This window comes from Sphaerisporangium sp. NBC_01403, from assembly GCF_045040145.1.
GTDB classification, from domain to species: Bacteria; Actinomycetota; Actinomycetes; order Streptosporangiales; family Streptosporangiaceae; genus Sphaerisporangium; species Sphaerisporangium viridialbum.
The window spans coordinates 10,018,340-10,037,836 of the sequence record NZ_CP109534.1 but is presented as its reverse complement, the minus strand read 5'-3'; the positions used below and the strand labels follow the sequence as shown (position 1 = coordinate 10,037,836).

Annotated in this window: 15 protein-coding genes; 9 read left to right on the top strand and 6 right to left on the bottom strand. The window is 65.2% G+C overall.

What is annotated here, in order from left to right; all coding sequences use genetic code 11:
• Positions 1 to 178 precede the first annotated feature (178 nt).
• Positions 179 to 475 (top strand): hypothetical protein, encoded by a 297-nt coding sequence (locus tag OG589_RS45065; protein ID WP_405145085.1) that lies wholly within the window; start codon positions 179 to 181, stop codon positions 473 to 475.
• A gap of 207 nt (positions 476 to 682) precedes the next feature.
• Here the strand turns inward: OG589_RS45065 and OG589_RS45060 are convergent, their stop codons facing one another.
• Entirely contained in the window at positions 683 to 1,570 is an 888-nt protein-coding gene (locus tag OG589_RS45060) for a GntR family transcriptional regulator (RefSeq protein WP_405145084.1), read from the bottom strand.
• 117 nt (positions 1,571 to 1,687) lie between these two features.
• Here OG589_RS45060 and OG589_RS45055 point away from each other — a divergent pair, with 117 nt between their 5' ends.
• Entirely contained in the window at positions 1,688 to 3,235 is a 1,548-nt protein-coding gene (locus OG589_RS45055) for a replication initiator (RefSeq protein WP_405145083.1), read from the top strand.
• A 290-nt stretch (positions 3,236 to 3,525) separates the two neighbouring features.
• On the top strand, positions 3,526 to 3,720 hold the full coding sequence (locus OG589_RS45050) for a hypothetical protein (RefSeq protein ID WP_405145082.1): 195 nt from the start codon (positions 3,526 to 3,528) through the stop codon (positions 3,718 to 3,720).
• 60 nt (positions 3,721 to 3,780) lie between these two features.
• Here the strand turns inward: OG589_RS45050 and OG589_RS45045 are convergent, their stop codons facing one another.
• Complete coding sequence (locus tag OG589_RS45045; RefSeq protein ID WP_405145081.1) at positions 3,781 to 5,403, bottom strand: recombinase family protein; 1,623 nt, start codon at positions 5,401 to 5,403, stop codon at positions 3,781 to 3,783.
• 862 nt (positions 5,404 to 6,265) lie between these two features.
• Between OG589_RS45045 and OG589_RS45040 the strand changes: the two genes are divergently transcribed.
• From OG589_RS45040 to OG589_RS45025, 4 genes are all read left to right on the top strand, one after another.
• Complete coding sequence (locus tag OG589_RS45040; protein WP_405145080.1) at positions 6,266 to 7,117, top strand: helix-turn-helix domain-containing protein; 852 nt, start codon at positions 6,266 to 6,268, stop codon at positions 7,115 to 7,117.
• Between the two features lie 12 nt (positions 7,118 to 7,129).
• Complete coding sequence (locus OG589_RS45035; protein ID WP_405145079.1) at positions 7,130 to 7,324, top strand: DUF397 domain-containing protein; 195 nt, start codon at positions 7,130 to 7,132, stop codon at positions 7,322 to 7,324.
• A 1,064-nt stretch (positions 7,325 to 8,388) separates the two neighbouring features.
• Positions 8,389 to 9,360, top strand: coding sequence for an endonuclease/exonuclease/phosphatase family protein (locus OG589_RS45030; RefSeq protein WP_405145078.1), 972 nt, complete (start codon positions 8,389 to 8,391; stop codon positions 9,358 to 9,360).
• A gap of 570 nt (positions 9,361 to 9,930) precedes the next feature.
• Positions 9,931 to 11,241 carry a glucose/sorbosone family PQQ-dependent dehydrogenase gene (locus OG589_RS45025; RefSeq protein WP_405145077.1) on the top strand — a complete coding sequence of 437 codons (1,311 nt, stop codon included), beginning with the start codon at positions 9,931 to 9,933 and terminating at the stop codon, positions 11,239 to 11,241.
• Positions 11,242 to 11,432: 191 nt separating this feature from the next.
• On the opposite strand, the gene OG589_RS45020 is transcribed toward OG589_RS45025, so the two are convergent.
• On the bottom strand, positions 11,433 to 12,206 hold the full coding sequence (locus tag OG589_RS45020; protein WP_405145076.1) for an ATP-binding protein: 774 nt from the start codon (positions 12,204 to 12,206) through the stop codon (positions 11,433 to 11,435).
• A gap of 58 nt (positions 12,207 to 12,264) precedes the next feature.
• Entirely contained in the window at positions 12,265 to 13,515 is a 1,251-nt protein-coding gene (locus tag OG589_RS45015; protein WP_405145075.1) for a helix-turn-helix domain-containing protein, read from the bottom strand.
• Positions 13,516 to 13,622: 107 nt separating this feature from the next.
• Between OG589_RS45015 and OG589_RS45010 the strand changes: the two genes are divergently transcribed.
• The gene (locus tag OG589_RS45010; RefSeq protein ID WP_405145074.1) at positions 13,623 to 14,174 is read left to right on the top strand and encodes a flavoprotein; all 552 of its coding nucleotides are present in this window, start codon (positions 13,623 to 13,625) and stop codon (positions 14,172 to 14,174) included.
• 233 nt (positions 14,175 to 14,407) lie between these two features.
• On the opposite strand, the gene OG589_RS45005 is transcribed toward OG589_RS45010, so the two are convergent.
• Both OG589_RS45005 and OG589_RS45000 read right to left on the bottom strand, forming a co-directional pair.
• Positions 14,408 to 16,240, bottom strand: a complete 1,833-nt coding sequence (locus OG589_RS45005; protein ID WP_405145073.1) for a serine/threonine-protein kinase — start codon at positions 16,238 to 16,240, stop codon at positions 14,408 to 14,410.
• Between the two features lie 369 nt (positions 16,241 to 16,609).
• Positions 16,610 to 17,218: a hypothetical protein gene (locus tag OG589_RS45000; protein WP_405145072.1), complete on the bottom strand. Its 609-nt coding sequence runs from the start codon at positions 17,216 to 17,218 to the stop codon at positions 16,610 to 16,612.
• Positions 17,219 to 19,228: 2,010 nt separating this feature from the next.
• On the opposite strand from OG589_RS45000, the gene OG589_RS44995 reads away from it, so the two are divergent.
• Entirely contained in the window at positions 19,229 to 19,423 is a 195-nt protein-coding gene (locus OG589_RS44995; RefSeq protein WP_405145071.1) for a DUF397 domain-containing protein, read from the top strand.
• Positions 19,424 to 19,497: the final 74 nt, after the last annotated feature.

Sequence of the window (19,497 nt, the reverse complement as noted above, 5' to 3'; positions counted from 1 at the left end):
GTAGATGTAGGCGCGTTCGTTATAGCGGGTGGCCACGGCTCGAAGTGCTTGGGCCGGTTGATGCTCGCGCGGACTCGATCCGTCGGCAGTCTCGACCTTGTCGTGATCGTCTTCCCATGGTTAAGTGTTTCGGGTGAGTCGCGAATCGGCTATGGGCAGGCGTCTCGAACCTGTTCCGGTGAAGACAAACCCGACCGGTGGCAGGGCGAATTACACCGTGCTGGCCGTTCTCCTGGGCGCGCTCCCGCTTTTGCTCGCCGACTGGTTCATCGTTTCGGCGATCTGGGCCCCCCAATGCGTGTCATATGAGGGAGGCAACATAACGGACTGTGGCGGCGGGCTTTCGGAGGAACAGGCCAGCGGGGTAGCGGGACTGATCGCACTGGTGATGCTCGCCATCCAGGTATGGGTGATCGTGCTGGTGAGTCGGCGCGTCCGCTCCGGCCCGCTGGGACGGCGCCGCTACGGCGGATAGTCGATGTTGGACTGTTCCGCGGCTGAATGCTAAAGATCTTGGGTGTTCTGGGATGCGCTTCGTGTGCCGGGGCCGTCGTGCGAGGACGGCGCGCCCCCGGGACCGGCCGAAGAGCCGCATGCCCGGGGAGCGCTGGCCGCCCGCAGGGCGGCGGCCCCGGGCGGCGCGCAGCGTCGCCCCTTGAACCAGTAAAGAAACTTTGAGCCGTTAGATGACTAGTGCTATGCCTTCCTCGGCCAGTTCTTCGGGGGTGAACAGGGCGTTGGGGTCGTCGGCTATTTCTGCGCCGTGGGCGATCTCGTATCGGTTGGCGGCTGCTTTGACTTCGGTGACCTCTAGCGGGTGGCCTTGGTCGTCGGTCATGGTGCGGCGGATGATCAGGATGGCTTCGGCGTAGTCCATGCCGAGTGCGGTTCGTTCGTCTTCGTAGGCGATGCGGGCGGTGGTGAGGGTGACCCATCGGAGCGGGCCTTTGTCGCGTTGAAGCTGCTCGTAGAAGAACTTGGTCCGCTTGCGGTACTGGTGGTAGCGCTTTTGGTCGTCCCAGTCGGGTACGAGGTCGGCGTTGGTGTAGCTGTTGATCTCGAAGCGGGGTGAGTAGCCCTGGCTCCATGTGGCGTGTCGGTGGATGACGGGGTGCCCGTTGCGGACGCCTAGCATGATCGCGATGTCGCGGTTGGCTGCGATCTTGTGGTCGTCGTAGGGCAGGGGGCCGCCGTCGCGTTGGGCGTCGCGGTGGAAGGTCTCCCAGCCGACTTTGCCGAATGGTCTGATCTCGGGGTGGTAGGCGGGGCATGCGAGGTCGGGCCGGTCCTGGTTGGTGATCAGGATCACTTCACGTTCGGGGGCGGGCCGGACGAATGATCCTCGGCCGCGCATGACGTAGATCAGTCCTTCGGTGACCAGGGTGTCGATGGCCTTGCGGACGGTGGGGCGGGACACCCCGTGCTTGCGGGTGAGTTCGGGTTCGCTTGGCAACGGTCCGCCGGGTGGGTATCGGCCGTCCAGGATGGCGGCGCGTAGCTCGGCGGCGATCACGCGCCACCGGACGTCCTTGTCCTCGGCCCGGTCTTCGGTCCTGTCGTCAGTCTCCATGGGAACCTCTCCCTCGCACTATCCGTCTTACTACTTGTACTACAGGTTGCATAGACTGTCGATGTTGGTCAACATGTACTACAGGTAGTGGTAACGAGTGGCGGGAGGTGGTTGGTCATGAGCAAGGGAGAACAGATCAGCGACAACGCGGAGCGACAGGGACGGCAGGGGGTACCGGAGTGGATGGCCGAACTCGTGTCGGTGGTCAACGATCCGGGGTTTGAGCGGTGGCGGTCGATGGTGGCCGCGACGGGCGGGTGCGCGAATCCGATCCATCTGGCCGGGGAGTCGATGGTGCTGGATTCGGCAACCGGTGAGGTGCTGCACACCTACGACACTGCCGATGAACCTTCGGGGTATCTGCTGGTCGCCTGCGGCAACCGGCGCTCGTCGGTCTGCCCGTCGTGTTCGGAGATCTACCGGGCCGACACCTTCCAGCTCATCCGGGCGGGCCTGTCGGGGGGTAAGGGCGTGCCCGGCAGTGTGAGCGCTCATCCTCGGGTGTTCGCCACGCTGACCGCTCCGTCGTTCGGGCCGGTGCATACCCGGCGGGAGAAGAACGGGCGGGTGCGGGCCTGCCGTCCTCGTGCCCGCGACAAGGTGTGTGAGCACGGCCGCCCGGTCGGCTGCCACGAGGCGCACGATCCGCGTGACGAGCGGCTGGGGCAACCGCTGTGCGTGGAGTGTTACGACTATGCCGGGGCGGTGCTGTGGCAATCGCATGCGGGGGTGCTGTGGCACCGGTTCACCCTGGCCATGCGGCAGGAGCTGGCGGCGCTCACGGGCATGAGCCGACGCGCGTTCAACAGTCAGGTCCGGGTGTCGTTCGCGAAGGTTGCCGAATACCAGCGGCGGGGCCTGGTGCACTTTCACGCGGTGATCCGGCTGGATGGTCCGGACGGGGCTAGCGAGCCTCCGCCGGACTGGGCTGATGTGCGGCTGCTGGTCGCGGCGATCCCGGCGGCGGCGTCTGGGGTGGAGGTGGACACCCCGGAAAGCGCCCTGGGGGTGCGGCGGCTGGGGTGGGGTGATCAGCTCGATATCCGGCCGATCATCTTGGGCACGACGTTGGAGGGGGTGAACGAGACGGCGGTGGCGGGTTACATCGCCAAGTATGCGACCAAGGGCGCGGAGGCGTCGGGGACGGTGGATTACCGGTTGTCGTGCGGGCCGTGTAAGGGGTCGGGGCGTACCGGGAGGTTGCGCGGGGTGTGCGGGCGGTGCGCTGGTACGGGGTTGAAGCCGGGGCTTCACCTGGATCTGTTACCGGTGACCGAGCATGCCCGGCGGATGATCCGAGTGTGCTGGGAGTTGGGGGCGCGGCGGGAGTTCGCCGATCTGCGGCTGCGGCCGTGGGCGCACATGCTCGGGTTCCGGGGGCATTTTTCGACCAAGAGTCGCCGTTACTCGACCACGCTGGGGGATCTTCGCGGGGCGCGGGGCGATCATCGGGCGCAAGAGGCGCGGGCTCGGCTGGGGCTGCCTGCTCCGGGGGATGACACGACGCTGGTGATGGGGCACTGGCGGTTCGCCGGGTCGGGGTACACGCCGGGTGAGGCGATCATGGCCGAGCAGATCCGGCAACGAGTGTCCACGGCGCGGGCCATCTCGGCCGAACGCGAGGCGCGGCAACAGGCGCAGATGCCCGATGGGACAGAGCAGTGAGCGCGTGTCGGCGCGTAGGCCGTGCGGTGAGGGTCGCACCAGGCAAGGCAGCGCCGAAGGCTCCGAAAAGCGGTGAGCTTTTGACTGTTGGCGCACGTCGGAGACGGACTCACCAGACCCCGGCCGGCGCGGGCCTGGGCGGGTGGGCGGGCCGAGGACAGGCCGCCCAGAGTAGCAAGATCATCACGGCGAGTGGGCAGGGGGGCGGGTGGCTGTGACAAAGATCAACTGTGCTGGGAAACCGGCTACGGCGAGTGAGCGTCCACAGTGGATGATCAACGGGGGGCCGGATGATCGAACCTGACGACGACGTACCTTTACCACTGCCCCATGTCGCGGACGTGCCGGAGCAACGGCCGTCTCCTGAGATGACCCGTGACGAGTGGATCGCCTATCACGTGGCACGTGCCCCGAAGATCACCGACAAGCAATGGGCCGACACGCTCACGATCTTGAATCCGCCTGATGGGCAGTACGGCATCTAGCCCAGACCCGCGTGTGCCCCGGTCATCAGCGCGTGACCGGGGCACACGTTTTTCCTGCTGCTAACCGAAGCTCTTCCAGACCGGCCGGACCGTGGAGTAATCGAAAACCGGTCCGCGCGTGGTCGAGGGACCAACGATGATGGCTTGCAGGTACTGGCCCAGAATGGCGCGCTTGCCTGATGTGCTGGCCTGCTCCCACTCGCGCCGGATCTGCTCTGGGGAACGCCGTAGCAAGGCGTCTCCGCTGCGGGCCTGCTGCTGCTTCTTCACGGCGGCTTTGAGTTTCTTCTCTCGGGCCTCCAGCGTGGGCACCGTTGAGAAGAACGTCTCATCGCTGACCGCGCCTGTGGCGTACTGCTGGCGCATCGTGGCCAGACGGCGGCGCACATCGGCGAGCGCCTCGGCCTCGGGGTCCTGCTCGGGCTGGCTGCCGCTGTCCTGCTGCGTGATGGCCGGCGCGTTGGCGGCGATGTGAGCGAACAACAGATCTTCGGCGAGTGCGTCCATCTTGCTGCCGTTGCGTTGTACTCGTCCACATCCGCCCAGCACCTTGGCGGGGCATCGGTAGGCCACTGCGGTCTTTTCAGAGCTGTACTTGCGAACCGTCCCGATCAGGGTCCGGTTGCACACCGATCCGTCTTCGCGGATCAAACCGCACCGCAACAGTCCCGACAGAAGATGCTTCCTGGTCCCCTTGCCGGTGAACGTCTGTCCCTCCAGGCGGCGGTTCTGCTCGGCGATGGCCTGTTCCCACTGTGCAACCGAGATGATCGGCTCCCACGGGCCGATGACGTACTCTCCGGCGGCGTTCTTCAACACCGTACCCTCGATGTCGGCGAACCGGCTCGGTCGCTGTCCTTCCTGGTTCTCCTTACGCAATGATCCGTTGTAGACCGATAGTCCGGCGTTGGATGGGGACAGGAGATGCTGTTTCACGCTGGTGATGGACCAAGTGCGGGACACAACCGGTGAGATTCCGGAAGCCTGGAAGAAATTGACCAACTGGGTCCAGGACTCACCTGCCAGGAAACGGCTTGCGGCGGCGCGGATCAACTCCGCCTCGGCCTCGATCAGGTTGCCGTCCCTGTCGTAGCCGAACGGGCGTCGATATCCCCCGAACTTACGTCCCTGGCCGTCCTGGGCCTGTTGCAACCGGGCACGCGCTACCCGGCGTGCGGTGTCCTCGCTGGACTTGTTCGCCATGGCCACCAACACCCGCGCCATGGTCCGGCCACCGGAAGTCCGTAGGTCAAGCTGACCGGTGACCGACTCCACCGGCCTTTTGAAGAACTCGACCAGATCGATCAAGTCCTCAAGGTCGCGGTTCTGCCGGGTCAACCGGTCCAGGTCGTAGAAGATGATCCCGTCGATCTTGCCGTCTTCGTAGTCGGCGAGCATCCGCCGAAACTCCGGCCGGATCACCCGCCACACGCTGCGGCCATCGGGGAGCCGAATGCGCTTCTTCTTGAACGCGCTGGTGTCGTTCTCCTCATACCACACGCTGATCTCTCCGCCCAGACGTTCCGCGAGCGCTGCAACGTCTTCTTTCTGACGGGTGATCCCTCGCTCTAAGCGGCGTATCTGCCCGGTCTTCTCGTCCAACACCTCCGGGTCTTCGGAGATACGCACATTGCCGCCGTACCGGAGTCGCTTACCGCTGGTCGCCTTCGGGGTGATGTCCATATAAATAGTGTATTTTCAGGACTCACGAGATCCCCGACCACCAGGACGACGTCATCGGCGAGGTCCTTAAGAGCCCATGAGCTGAGGGTCTCGTTCACCATGCTCCGGGTCGTGCCGACGATGGCCAGGTCGTGGGGCAGATCCCAGCAGACGGTGCGCAGACCGCCCGGCGTCTCGGGCATCGGGCCTCCTCGGGATGGACGTGGGGTACGCGGCGATGGGTGGGACACAGGGGTGGGCTGTTCGGCTTCGCGCATGAGGCCGCGCAACTCCTCGACGGTGCGGCCCTGCACGAGCAGGGGTTCAGTGGTGGTCCAGGTGGCTGCGGCGTAGAACCGTCGCGCGCCGATGCCGTACCAGATGGACCAGCCGGGTTCGATCTGATCGAGGTGCTGGGCAGTGACTCGTTTGGCCAGATCCCACCGCCGCGGCTGAACCTCGCTGACCGCAACGCCACGCCGATGCCGGCCCCTGCGCCGCGTCTCGGCCCCGCGCCCGTTCATGCCGCCTCCCGTTTCCGATACGGCTGGCGCCCGAGCGGCATCGGCGGCTGATCGGCATGCCAGCGCACTCGGATCGGCCTGAGGCTTCTACTAGGGTTGTGCATCAGATCGGACCTCTTCTGTCCGGTTTAAGGGGCTTGTCCTGGCGTCGCATGCCGTGGGCAAGCCCTGCTTTTTGGGGGGATTGCTCAAATTGGGGTAGTTCGCAGCATTTACTACGAACGTAATCAACTCAACACTCTGTGTAGTGCGATTCGGCTAGCCTCATACTGGCCTCGAAGACCGGTGTTTGCAATACCAATAAAAGCAATACCGTAAAGTCCTTTTGTGCCCCGCTCGTGAGAATCTGGAGCCACCACATGGCGTACAGCCCCACGGTCAGACGTCGTCGCCTGTCCAACGCTCTGCTCCAGTACCGGCGGGAAACCGGACTGGACTCCAAAGAAGTCGCGAAACGCCTCGGCTGGCCGGCGAGCAAGCTCACCAGGATCGAGAGAAACGAATGGAAGTTGCCGAGCGTCGGTGACGTCATGGACCTGCTCGACTGCTACGAGGTCCACGACGAGGCGCAACGACAAGCCCTCATCACGCTGGCGCGAGAGAGCCGCAAACGCGGCTGGTGGGAGGAGCAGTACAAGGACATCCTCGGCGGCGCGCTGGTAGGGCTTGAGTGGGAGGCGTCCGAGATCCAGACCTTCGAGGCACTCGTCGTCCCCGGGCTACTCCAGAGCGCCGACTACGCCGCAGCCGTCTTGAGAGGCGGCCAAGTCCTCGGAGAGGAAGACATCCAGCGCCAAGTGGCAGCACGCCTTGCGCGCCAGCGGAGCTTCGACAGGGAGGACGCGCCCAATTTCTGGGCGGTGATCGATGAGGCTGCACTGCGCAAGCAGGTAGGTGGAGTTGCCGTGATGCGCCATCAGCTACACCACTTGCGCCAGATGGCTGAGCGCCCGAATGTGGGCATACAGGTACTTCCTGACGCAGTAGGAGCGCACACGTCGATGACTGGACCGTTCACGATCCTCGACTACCAGGCCGCCGAGGATCCCAGCATCGTCTACGTGGAGGTTGGCGCGGCCGGCGACCTATTCCTGGAGAAACCGGCGGATTTGGCTCACTATCGACGCAAGTATGGCTATCTGCAAGCATCAGCGCTGAGCGCCGATGCATCACGGGCGTACCTTGAAGATCTGGTCAAACAACTTGAATAGAGGGCGAGAAACATGGACTCCAGCGATCTCACCTGGCGCAAATCCTCCCGTAGCACTGCGGAAGGCGCATGTGTTGAGGTAGCCGAGTTGTCCGGTGGAGGCAGGGCCGTACGCGACAGCAAGAACCCCACCGGCCCCATGCTGCGATGCACCGCCAGCGAATGGGATGTGTTCCTGGACGGCGCGAAGAACGGTGAGTTCGTGTAGCAGCACGCCAACGAGACGTTCCTCCGGAAGTGATCTCGTGGGTTATCTGGTTCACAGCCGGTATCGAGCTGCTCCGGGCGTAGGGAGTCACAGGCATAGGCCGGGACCGGTGACCACCGCCGCGGAGTAATCCGGCGCTAAGTCCAGCCATCGGACCGGCCACGCGGCGCATGCACCTGGCCATCTCCAGGCAGTCGAGGTCCTGGCGGATCCGCTCGACGTCAACGCTCACCCGCGACCCCGGCGGCGTCGCCGCACCAGCGCCCACTCCTCCGAGTGCGACAGGTTGGATCTCGGCGTACATCGCTCCAGCCACATCCACTGCGCAGGGGACTCTGAGCACTCCGTCGTGCAGCGCGGTCAGTTGGCCTGCTGAATCTCAGCCATACCCTCCCTGAACCGCTCGACCACAGCCGCCCTCGGGTAGGCACGCTCCAATGCGCGCTGCATCGTCTGAGCGCGGGCGACGATCGCTGCGGCGTACCGTTTCGCCGCCACGGCCGCAAGCCATGATTGACCGCCTGTTCGGGGTCTCCGAGACGGGCGTACGCGGTGGCCAGGTCCAGCAACGTGATGGCCTGCCTGGTCGGCGATTCCCCTGGGTAAACACGCTCATACACGGTCGCCGCTTGCTCGGCGTCGACCCGGGCCTGCTCGTTATTGGCCAGCCACAGATGCGACGTGCCCGACACCGCTGCGATGCGTACTGCGTCTGAGGTGAACAGGCCGCTGGCGTGCTCTGGTTGCCGATCGTCGGCGCCTTGATCGTGGGCGGCCCACGCCAGCACCACCGACAACCAGCTAGCGGTGACGTACACCTCGCGTCGCTGTCGCGGCGTCATGCGGCGCTGCGCCAGGTCGGCGACCATGCGGCGGTCCGCCGCCGCATGGTCGCCACAACTCATCAGCGGGGTAGCGGCTGTAGTCGCTGATAGCGCGCGGCCGGCCAACTCGACTCCGCCGGGCCGGTCCAGCGAACGGTGATGCACCGTGAGGCGCTGACATTCCAGTGGAGTGAGGGATCGTGTACCACGAGGCGCACCTGACCCTGCGAGAATCGCCGCGTGATCGATAAGCCGGATGCCAGGCGGCGGTGGCGCTGGGTGACCGTCCTGTTATGGCTGCTTCTCGTGCCGTTCGCGGCGTGGGCTGTGCTTCGCCTCACGGAGTGGAACCTCGGCCTGTACTGGATCCAGCTCGTGGCCTTCACCCCGTTCGTCGCTGCCGCCTCGGCCGTCGTGCCACTGGCCGCCCTGCTCCTGCGCCGGTGGCCGGTCGTGGCGGCGAGCGTGCTGGTGACGGTAGTGCTGGGCGCGTGCGTGCTGCCGAGGGCACTGGCCGAGAACAACCCGGCGGCCGCCGGGCGGGAGCTGCGGATCATGTCCACCAACATGGCCGTGGGCGCTGCCCCAGCGGAGAAGATCGTCAGCCTTGCGCGGCGGCTGAAGCCGGATGTACTCACGATTCAGGAGCTCACGCCTGATGCGGTGGAGAGCCTGAAGAAGGCCGGGCTGGACGATCTCCTCCCCCACCAGGCAGGAAAGCCCGCGAAGGGGCCATGGGGGTCGGGCATCTACGCCCGGTTCCCGCTCCGCGCCGGGTCCGTCATCGAATACGGGAACTTCCGCCAGGCCGAGGCCATCGTCAAGATGCCTGGCGGTCCGGAGGTGTACGTCGCGTCGGTGCATCCGTGCGCGCCACGCTTCGACTACAAGGTCTGGTGCTGGGCACAGGGCCTGCGCGCACTTCCCGCCGCCGAACGCCGAGGATTGGTGCGCGTCCTCGCCGGCGACTTCAACGCCACGCTGGACCACGGGCCGCTGAGGCGCCTGCTCGGTACGGGTTACCGGGACGCTGCCGACGTCACCGGCCAGGGCCTGTCACCGACCTGGCCCGCCAAGGGGTGGAAGCCCATCCCCGGGGTGACGCTCGACCACATACTGGCCGACCCGCGCATCGCGATCCGCGCGTACAGCACCCACCTGATCCCCGTGACCGACCACCGCACCATTTTCGCCCACCTGGTGCTCCCCTGAGGCGAAGCCGACCGCGCGGAACTGACGAACGCTGGCACAAGACCGTGCTCCGACCCGTGACAGCCGAACCGGACATGCCGCAGGAACGCGTCGGCCTCACCGGCGACCGCTAACGGCGGCGCCTGCCGCCTGCCGGGACTGGTGACGAGCGCCGCGGAGTATCCCAGGACGACGTCCGGCCAGCGGACTTACGTCCGAGACGACGTGATCGGCTCCTTGTTCCTCATCGGTCCATGTGCCACGGTCGATCCGGATCGTGCGCGGACCTGCCCCACGATGCCATGGCCGAGACAGCGGGCGTTGGGGGCGGGATGGGAAGAGGCCGGCCGTGGCGCCGTCAGGCCGGGCTTTACACCCTGCCGATTGTCTGCAAACTTACTTCTGCACTCAAAATTCGCGCAGTTAGCATGCAAATTTTTGCAGATGGAGTGACGTATGCTTCGCGCAGTCCGTGGATACGGTGCCCGGCGCCTGGTTGCCGCATCGGCGGCGGTGTTGTTCGCTCTGACCGCTTGTAGCGGTGGTCCGTCCTCGCCCCCCCGGGCGTCGACGCCACCGCCGGGTTTCTCGATGCGGGTAGTGGCAACCGAGCCGGCCAACCCATGGGAGGTCACCTGGGGCCCGGACGGCATGCTGTGGATCACCGAGAAGGAGGCCGGACGAGTTACCCGGATGTCGCCCAGCGACGGGACGTCGTCTACCGCGTTGCGGCTTCCAGATCTGTACGCCGACCCCGGCGCCCAGGACGGGCTGCTCGGCATGGCGCTGCATCCGAGCCTGCTCAAGCAGGACATGGATCAGTATGTGTACCTGGCCTACTCGTACAATGCCGCCGACCCGGCCGCACCGGTCGACAGGCGGATGAAGATCGTGAGGTACGAGTACGACCGCGGCACACAGAAGCTGGTCCGTCCCAACGATCTCCTCACCGGTCTGCCCGCCGGAATCGACCACGACTCCGGGCGACTCGCGTACGGCCCGGACGACAAGCTCTACTTCTCCATCGGCGACATGGGGCACAACCAGTTCGACAGCACATGCCGCAAAATCCAGTCGCAGACCCTGCCGACCGCCGCCCAGGTGCGGGCCCGAGCCTGGTCGGCTTACCAGGGCAAGGTGCTGCGGCTGAACCTGGACGGGTCGATCCCCACCGACAATCCCGTGCTGGCCGGCGTGCGTAGCCATGTCTACTCGTACGGGCACCGCAACGCTCAGGGCCTCGTCTTCGGTTCGGATGGAACGCTGTACTCCTCCGAGCAGGGACCAAAGACCGACGATGAGCTCAACGTGATCGTGGCCGGGGGCAATTACGGGTGGCCCCGAGTGGCGGGGCACAAGGATGACCGGTCCTATGTGTACGGCAACTGGTCCGCCTCGCGGCCCGTACCCTGCGGCGATCTTACGTACAGCGACTTCTCCATCCCCGAGTCCGTCCCGCTGCAGCGTGAGTCCACATTCGACGACCCGGCCCTCGTCCCTCCACGGCGGACGTTCTCGACGGTGCCGGAAGGGTACGACTTCCGCCCGCCAGCCTGCTCCGACAGCTACTTCGTCTGCTGGCCGACCGTAGCGCCGTCCAGTTTGGACTATTACCCGGCTACGGGAACCATTCCGGCTTGGGGGCCGAGCCTGCTGATGCCGTCCCTGAAGAACGGGACGGTCTACCGGCTACCGTTGAACCCCGACGGAGTCACCATCGGCGAACCGGTGGAGCTGTGGCGCACCGTCAACCGTTACAGGGACATCGCCATCGCCCCGGACAGCCGGACGTTCTACGTGGCCACGGACGCACGCGGATTCGCACGCGACGCCAACGGGTCGCCGACGGACGTACTGGCGAACCCGGCCGCCATCCTCGAGTTCCGCTACACCGGCAGCTGAGGCATCGGCGCCGGCGGCAAGGCACGCGCGCCCGGCAGTGGTGTCGTGGCGCCACGGTAACCGGGCACGCGGTGCCCGGTTACGCGCGCACGCTGCCCATCTGACAGGGCGGCAGCTGCCACTACCGAAGCGCTCCGCCACAAACGCCCATCGGCCCGTTTGTTCGAAGCGGGCGGCTATTCGAGGGCACCTCACGGCGTGGGGGGTGTTCGAGGGTCAGGGACCGATGGACGGGTGGAAGCTTCCGCTGCTTGAGGAGACAGATGCCAGCGGGCCCAGACGGTTTTGCCGGGGGTGTCGGGGAGTTGGGTGATGCCCGTTTCGTGGGCGAGGGCGTCGACGATGGTCAGGCCGCGGCCGTGGTCGGCGTCGATCCCGAGGTCCAGGTGGCGTGGCTGTTCGGGGCCGTGGTCGGTGACCCGGACGCACAGCTCCCCGGTCTCCGCCCACAGAGAGAGCCTGACCGGGGGCTTGCCGTAGCCGATGGCGTTGGCGAGCAGCTCCCCGACCACCAGGACGACGTCATCGGCGAGGTCCTGAAGAGCCCATGAGCTGAGGGTCGCGTTCACCATGCTCCGGGTCGTGCCGACGATGGCCAGGTCGTGGGGCAGATCCCAGCAGACGGTGCGCAGACCGCCCGGCGTCTCGGGCATCGGGACTCCTCGGGATGGACGTGGGGTACGCGGCGATGGGTGGGACACAGGGGTGGGCTGTTCGGCTTCGCGCATGAGGCCGCGCAACTCCTCGACGGTGCGGCCCTGCACGAGCAGGGGTTCGGGGGTGGTCCAGGTGGCTGCGGCGTAGAACCGTCGCGCGCCGATGCCGTACCAGATGGACCAGCCGGGTTCGATCTGATCGAGGTGCTGGGCAGTGACTCGTTTGGCCAGATCCCACCGCCGCGGCCGGGCCTCGGTGACAGCGACGCCATGCCGGTGCCGCCCCCTGCGCCGCGTCTCCTTATTCATGCGGTGACCGTAGAGGCCGATGAGGGCGGCGAACCCAACCAGCGGTTGGGTGCCGTGATTACGCGATGATTCGCGCCCTGACCGCCAGGTCGAGAAGTGATGCTGAAGGACGCTTCCGCTCGCTGAGCATCTCGGTGATTATCTGTCGTGCGGCCGGATCGAAGATGATCGTTTCGGCGGAGTGCGTTCCGCACTCCCGGAGCGCGGCCACCGCTGCCTCGTCGTCGCGATGGCGCAGATGCCCGCGGGCCAGGTCGAGGAGATGCTGGGCGCGTCGGTTCGAGGAGGGGATGGCGGAAATCTTGATGGCGTTCGCACGGTCGATCGCCGCGCCGGACCGTCCCGTCTCGATGTCGATGGCCACGGCGTAAATGCCTACGTTCGACTCGCCGAACATGGTCAGCGGATGGTGATGTGTAGGGCCGAGTCGGGTCGCGGCGCCGCATGCCAGATCCCAATGCCGCCACGCGTCCGCGACTCGTCTGTTCTTCGCGTGCGCGATCGAGACGAAAAGCTGGAGCGATCCCCAGGCCGACAGCGCCGCTGCGGACGTCTCATGCTTCGGCTCCAGATAGCGGATCGCGTTCACGGCGATGTCGCAGGCTTCGTCGGTCTGGCCGCGCCCGAGGGCGGCCATGGTGGATGTCCAGGAGGAGATGGCGATCAGGACTGGATTGGCGGTCTCTTCCGCAGCCACCATCGCGCGATCCGCAGCTCGTGCCGCGATCTCGGGTTCGCACACGCAGTAGAGGAAGCGCTGGGCGAGCTGGAAGACCTCAGCCAGGACTGCCCACGTCCGGGGGCGTTTCGATGGTCGCGCCGCCCTGTGCAGGAACAGCGCGTCTCGGACCAGATCGGAGGCCACGACACCCAAGGCGGTGTACGGATGAGTGGACCCGTGCCAGGTCGACCAGGCCGATGTCAGCTGGCGCCGGAGTCCGTCGATCTCATGAGAGAGGTCGTGCACTTGCCGTTCTGGGTACGTAGGAGTGGACAGCACCCGTCGGATCGCCATTACCGCCTCGTGCTGGGTACGGCCATCACTGGTCACCGCACAGGTCAGCCCATGGAGACGGTCTTCCACGATGAGCCCGAGGTCACAAACACCGAGGACTTTGGCCAGGGTGACGAGCGTGGAGAGCTTGTCCATGCGTTGCTGACCGCGTTCGACCTGGCGAAGCCACTCCTCGGTACGGCCGCAGAGCTCAGCGCAGGCGCGCAGGCCAAGACCGCGGCGCAGTCGGAGCGTGCGAACGCGCTGACCCGTACGCCGGTCGATCTCACCATCTTCCGAGTGCGCGGTTCCCATGGCACGACCTCTGACTACAGACGTAATGTTCGCTGCAGACTGCGGAGCCGCCCGCCGGTCATCGAGCTTAACCCAATGTAATCAGTCGAGTCCGGAGGGTGTAAGGAATGACAGAGCGCAAGCCGGTCCTGTACGTGATCGCCTGCGGAGGCCGGCCGGCGGGAGAGCTTCCGGCCCTGGTGGAGCATGCGCAGGGGGAAGGCTGGACGGTCTGCGTGGTCACGACTCCCTCGGGGACCAAATTTCTGGATGCTCAGAGATTGAGCACGCTTACCGGCTATCCGGTCAGAAGCGAATACAAGAGACCCGAAGATCCGGACGTCCTCCCCGCGCCCGACGCTCTCGCTGTCGTTCCCGCGACCTTCAACACGATCAACAAGTGGGCGCAGGGAATCAGCGACACTCTGGCACTCGGCCTCTTGAACGAAGCCCTCGGCCTCGGCCTGCCGATCATCGCGGTCCCGTGGCCCAACGTCGCACTCGCCCGCCATCCGGCCTTCCCAGCCAGCATCAAGCTGCTCCGGGCGTCGGGAGTCACGGTCATCCTCGATTTCGACAATCTTCCCGAACCCAACTCAGGAGCCCCTGGCGCCGCATCATTTCCCTGGGAGGATCTCCGAAAGGAGCTCCACACCGTACGATCGAGCCTTAGCGATTGATCCAACGCGCAGGGCATTCGCCGTCCGTGTTAGGAGCGTGCCCTCCGCGAAGCGATGGCCGTTACCCGCTGATCTTCTTTCCTGGGGAAACGACAGCACCCGCCCGGCCCTTCACCGGGCTGGGCGGGTGCTCTCGGATTTCATGTCAACGACGGCTGAATCTTGGCTCTGACCCACTTTCCGCAGAAAGTGGGTCAGAGCCACTTTTGCATGGCCACGGACACCAAGCGTGCCTACCCCCCGGCAGGCTTAGAGATTTCTCCGGACTTCTTCCAGCCGTGATAGGTCGTGGTGAACTCAGACTCGTAGGTGCCACGGTCACCTGCGGGTACCTTCCAGATCAGGCTGAATTTCGTCGGACGGTTGTTCGCGTCGATTGTGAGCATGTAGGTGACGTACGAGCCGCCAGGTCCCTCGTCTAAGTCTCCGCCAAGCCAAGAGCTCAGCAACATCCGCAGTCGGCCACTTGTCTCGCTCGCAGGGAGGGCACCGGAATAAGTTCGGCCTTCTCTGTGCATTTGGGTAGTGTTCACGACCACCTCGTGGATGATGGACGGCCCAGCCGTACCGGCGACCATGAGGGCATACCAACTCACGTTCGCAGGGGTCTGTTCCTCCAAGGCCATGGCGCCCGCTCGCGGTTTGTCCAGGTACAAGTCTCCGTTGCCTGCAATAACGTAGCGACCGGCGGACTCGTCGGCGGGATCGACGATCATCTCGAAGTCGTCGTAGTACCGAGAACCGCGGCTCAGGAGGCGACCACTCGCCTTTGCGGCGGCGTTGCTCTGGGTGAAGCCGCCCTCGAATGAAAATGTGGCGGCGGGCGTCACGCTGAGCGCCAGATCGAGAGCGGCGGCAAGGTCAACCGCGGTACCTGGTGCGGGGAGCCGTGCGGCGGAGCGGCTTGCGATGGCAGACGCAGTTGGTGTCGCCGGCGGAGTTGTCAAGGCATTGGACGAGGTCTGGTTGGCAGGGGTGACGATCACGGCGAGACCTGATGATTTCGGATGCTGCTGACTGCTCGAGTCCGGCAGGACATTGAGCAGAACTGCACCCGCGGCCGCGACAGCCGCTACCGCGGCGACGGCAGGAAGAAACCGCTGTAAACGTCGTCCTCGCGCCTGGGGTAGCTCCGACGGCCAGGCGGCAGCATCTTCCACGTGGAACGTCCAGGTGCGGTCCAACCGGGCTGTGACGTCAGCCGCAGGGTCCCACATCTTGGTCGCAGTCTCTCCGTGCTGGTCACGCCATGCGTTGGCGACCACCGCGAGGACCTCGTCAAGCGTGGGACGCGCATCAGGCGACTTAGCCAGGGCCCTGTCGACGGTCGGCCGGAGCTCTTCGGGCAGCCTGCCCGTGTCTACCACCTCGTTCATGACCTTGAGGGCAAGAACCTCCGGGCGACCCGTCCCGTATGGTTGTACCCCCGTCGCGGCGTACACGACGACCAGCGCCCAGCCGTACACGTCGGCGGCTGGTCCGGTCGGGCCGCCGACATACTCTTCCGGGCTCACCCATCCTGGGGACCCGATCACCAGGCCGGTCCCAGTGAGCGATGTCGCGTCGAGCGACCGGGCGATCCCGAAGTCGACCAGCCGTGGGCCTGCCGGTGACAGCATCACGTTGGAGGGCTTGAGATCCCTGTGCACCACCCCCGCAGCGTGGACGGCGACCAATGCCTCCGCAAGCCCGGCGGCCAGCCCGAACAATTCATCACCGCTCAGCGGCCCGTGAACTCGCACATGCTCGTCCAGAGTCCGCCCGGAGATGTACTCCGTCGAGAGCCACGGCTGGTCGGCTTCGGGGTCCGCCGTGAGAATCCGCACGCAGCAGGTGCCCTGGACCCGGCGCAGCATCGCGATCTCGCGCCGGAAGCGGGTCCTGAACTCCTGGTCCGCGGCGTGCATGTTGTGAATCAGCTTGACCGCGGCTCGCTGTCCAGCGGCGTCGACGCCGACGTAGACGATTCCCATGCCGCCGGCGCCAAGACGTCCAGCTAACCGGTACGGCCCTACCTTTGCTGGATCGTGCCGCTGTAGCGGGAAGACATCTCGGGAGTCGAGCACCGGTCGCGCAGAAGAAGGCTCAGTCCACCACAGCCAGTACGCTGGAGCGGCTGGCCAGTGCGGGTCGGGGCCAGCCCAGTCGGCTGGGGGCTCCCACCCCTCCGGAACGATCCACCCCGGCGGGGGGTTAAAGGACCAATGGGCGTCGGGGGGCGGGGGGATGATCAAATCTCGTCCTCATTGCGAGTAGTCGGGCCCTCCTGGACAGACAGGGTTCCAGCCTGCCGCAGGCAGGGACCAAGCGGTATCACCGTTTCGGGGAGGCAAGGTTTCGATTTTGGTTGGCGAGATGGACGCCACGACCCGAGCACCCGTGCGCGATCGAGACTCCGGAGTCGATCGGGAGCGGGATGCGTCGCGGTCTTGGGTTCAAATCTCGTCCTCCGTGCGATCGGGCAGGCCCTCCTGCTGTGCAATAGAATTCCACATGGCGACGAAGTTGGCCTTGGCTGCAGTGGCATCTTTCGAGGCGACGTTTCCGGCGTCGTAGGCAGAGTCGCCTACGGTCGGCCCGGAGCAGCGGTGGGACTTGTATCTCTTGGCCCACTTGAGGTAGGCCTCGTCGGCCCGATATGAGGCCGAGAGAGCATCGACGAGAGCCAGTTTCAATTCTTCGCCGCTGTTGAGCGCATCGACTTTGAGCTCTTTCGCATGCTTGAGTTGTTCAGCCCGTTGATCGGTGACTTGGTGCATCGAACTGATGGCCTGGCTGACCTTTGAGCATCGGAGAACTTGGCCGAGAGCGTGCCGGAGCTTCCCCCGGCTGGGTTCACTCTGGTTGAGCAGGTTATTGATATCCACGGCCTGGCCATGAGCAGCGGGGGAGCCTTGCGGTCCAGCCGAAGAAGTTTGAGAAGGAACAGGCGCACCGACTGTGGCGGCCGAAGTTGCGGCGGAAACTGGCTCTAGTTCGGCGCTACTTGCCTGATTAGCTTCACCATGCAAGCTTACGAAGACGATCGAGCCGACGAGTACCACGACAGCGACAGTCAGTGCGATAACAGGCCGTCCGAGCTTTCGGACCCAGCTGGTGCCGACCTCCGCAGCTTTCATTGCAGTCGAATTGGGCGCGCCGGAAACCGCGACAGATACTGGGGACGTCGTCTGGTCGCGTACCCACCACCGCCAGTATGGAGGGGCCTCAGGCCATTCGGGTTCCGGCCCAGCCCACGCTGCAGTCGGGATCCAGTCTTCTGGAGGTGTAGGCCAGCCGGGCGGGGCGTTGAATCGCCAATCGGTACCAGGCCGGGGAGGGATGCTCAAAGACGCTCACTTCAGGGGCACGGTGATGATCGATGGAACACTATCCACCTACGTAGGTAGCAGAGTGATTGCGGCAAGGGCCGTTACCTGCCTCTTCGAGTCGCATAGACAACCTTGGCACCTATGGGGATAATCGCACCGTATTGATCGCTTTGTTCGGATCGGCAGGGTTCATGCGCATACCCCCTCGTCCTAGTGCTGAGTGGCAGTTCAATCCTCCTCCAGGCTGGCCAGCCTCTCCGGCCGGCTGGGAGCCCACCGAAGGGTGGGGAGGTCCCGAGGAGGGTTGGCCTACCGCGCCGCCTTACTGGGACTGGTGGATCGTTCCAGAAGGTGCGGCCGAGGTCAATGCCCCCTTGCAACATGCAACTCCTCCACCAGAGGCACAGCGAAGGACGCCCTTGCTGTGGATGGCACACGTGGGTAGCCGGAAGCTGCTGCTGGCCGGATGCTTGGCTCTGATGGTGGCCTTTGCGGGGGGAGGCTTGGCCGTCCACTCCCTCACGAACTCGGGCGTAGATACTTCCGCAATAACGGACGATTCGTCCAGCAGTAGTGACAGCGGCGGCGCGAATGGCGCTGACCTCGCCTATGAGACCGAATGGTCCCAAACACAGTCACGCCAAGTCCACATCAATAGCCCGGCCTGCGCGGCAACCAGTTTCAGCGAAGCTGATTGCCTCGCCAACCCGGGCCGGTGGGTGTCCGAGCCTTACGTCACGGTGCGTCATGGTTATGTGTGCGCTCAGGACTTCGATGAAGCCACTCGATTGGCAGGTGCGAACGACGCCCGGGTCACAGGCAGGATCCTTGACCAAGTTTGTTAAGCGTCCGACCCAGTGAGCGAATCTTGAAGATGTCGCCGGGCGCAATGAACAGCCTGGTGTAGCCCAGCTCGCCGAACGACCATACGCGAGGAACGCACCCTGCAGCGGCACGCTGCCGTCCACGCTCTGCTTGATCGGGGCCTCGGGCTGCTGGAATGCGCCCGCCATCTGGGCTGCTCGCTCAACACCGTCAAACGCTACGCCCGGGTTCGCTCAGCCGAGGAACTGCAGCGTCCCCCTCAATACCGCAATACCCTGGTCGACCCCTACCGCGACCACCTACGCCGCCGCCTCACCCACAACCCCGACGTCCCCGTGACACACCTGCTGGCCGAAATCCGCCAACTGGACTACCCCGGCAGCGCCAACCTTCTGGTCCGCTACCTCATCCAGGGTCGCGCCGACCCAATGCGCACCCCGCCCTCCCCACGTCGGCTCACCTCCTGGATCATGACCCGACCCCAGAACCTGCCCGCTCACCATCGCCGTCACCTGAACGATCTGACCGGCAGTTGCCCGCAGATGACCGCCCTGGCCGGCCGCGTCCGGGAGTTTGCGACCACCCTCACCCAGCGTCGTAGTCACGATCTCGAGGCTTGGATCACCGCGGTGGGAGGCAACGACCTGCCCGCTCTGCACTCCTTCATCCACGGATCACCAAAGACCTCCCGGCCGGCGTCGCCGTGCTCACCTTGCCCTACAGCAACGGCCCTATGGAAGGGGCCAACACCATGTCGAGTAGCCGGGCGCGGCCGGCGACCTATTCTTGGAGAAACCGGCGGATTTGGCCAACTATCGACGCAAGTATGGCTATCTGCAAGCATCAGTACTGAGCGCCGACGCATCACGGGGGTATCTTGAAGATCTGATCAAACAACTTGAATAGAGGGCGAGAAACATGGACTCCAGTGATCTCACCTGGAGCAAATCCTCCCGTAGCACTGCGGAAGGCGCGTGTGTTGAGGTAGCCGAGTTGTCCGGTGGAGGCAGGGCCGTACGCGACAGCAAGAACCCCACCGGCCCCATGCTGCGATTCACCGCCCGCGAATGGGATGTGTTCCTGGACGGCGCGAAGAACGGTGCGTTCGTGTAGCAGCACGCATACGAGACCTGCCTCCGGGAATGATCACCGGGCTATCTCGTCACAGCTGGTATCGAGCTGCTCCG

Coding starts and splice junctions, on each gene's coding strand:
- OG589_RS45060 (WP_405145084.1), bottom strand. CDS start 1,570: ATGGAGACTGACGACAGGACCGAAGACCGGGCCGAGGACAAGGACGTC.
- OG589_RS45055 (WP_405145083.1), top strand. CDS start 1,688: ATGAGCAAGGGAGAACAGATCAGCGACAACGCGGAGCGACAGGGACGG.
- OG589_RS45050 (WP_405145082.1), top strand. CDS start 3,526: ATGATCGAACCTGACGACGACGTACCTTTACCACTGCCCCATGTCGCG.
- OG589_RS45045 (WP_405145081.1), bottom strand. CDS start 5,403: ATGGACATCACCCCGAAGGCGACCAGCGGTAAGCGACTCCGGTACGGC.
- OG589_RS45040 (WP_405145080.1), top strand. CDS start 6,266: ATGGCGTACAGCCCCACGGTCAGACGTCGTCGCCTGTCCAACGCTCTG.
- OG589_RS45035 (WP_405145079.1), top strand. CDS start 7,130: ATGGACTCCAGCGATCTCACCTGGCGCAAATCCTCCCGTAGCACTGCG.
- OG589_RS45025 (WP_405145077.1), top strand. CDS start 9,931: ATGCGGGTAGTGGCAACCGAGCCGGCCAACCCATGGGAGGTCACCTGG.
- OG589_RS45020 (WP_405145076.1), bottom strand. CDS start 12,206: ATGAATAAGGAGACGCGGCGCAGGGGGCGGCACCGGCATGGCGTCGCT.
- OG589_RS45015 (WP_405145075.1), bottom strand. CDS start 13,515: ATGGGAACCGCGCACTCGGAAGATGGTGAGATCGACCGGCGTACGGGT.
- OG589_RS45010 (WP_405145074.1), top strand. CDS start 13,623: ATGACAGAGCGCAAGCCGGTCCTGTACGTGATCGCCTGCGGAGGCCGG.
- OG589_RS44995 (WP_405145071.1), top strand. CDS start 19,229: ATGGACTCCAGTGATCTCACCTGGAGCAAATCCTCCCGTAGCACTGCG.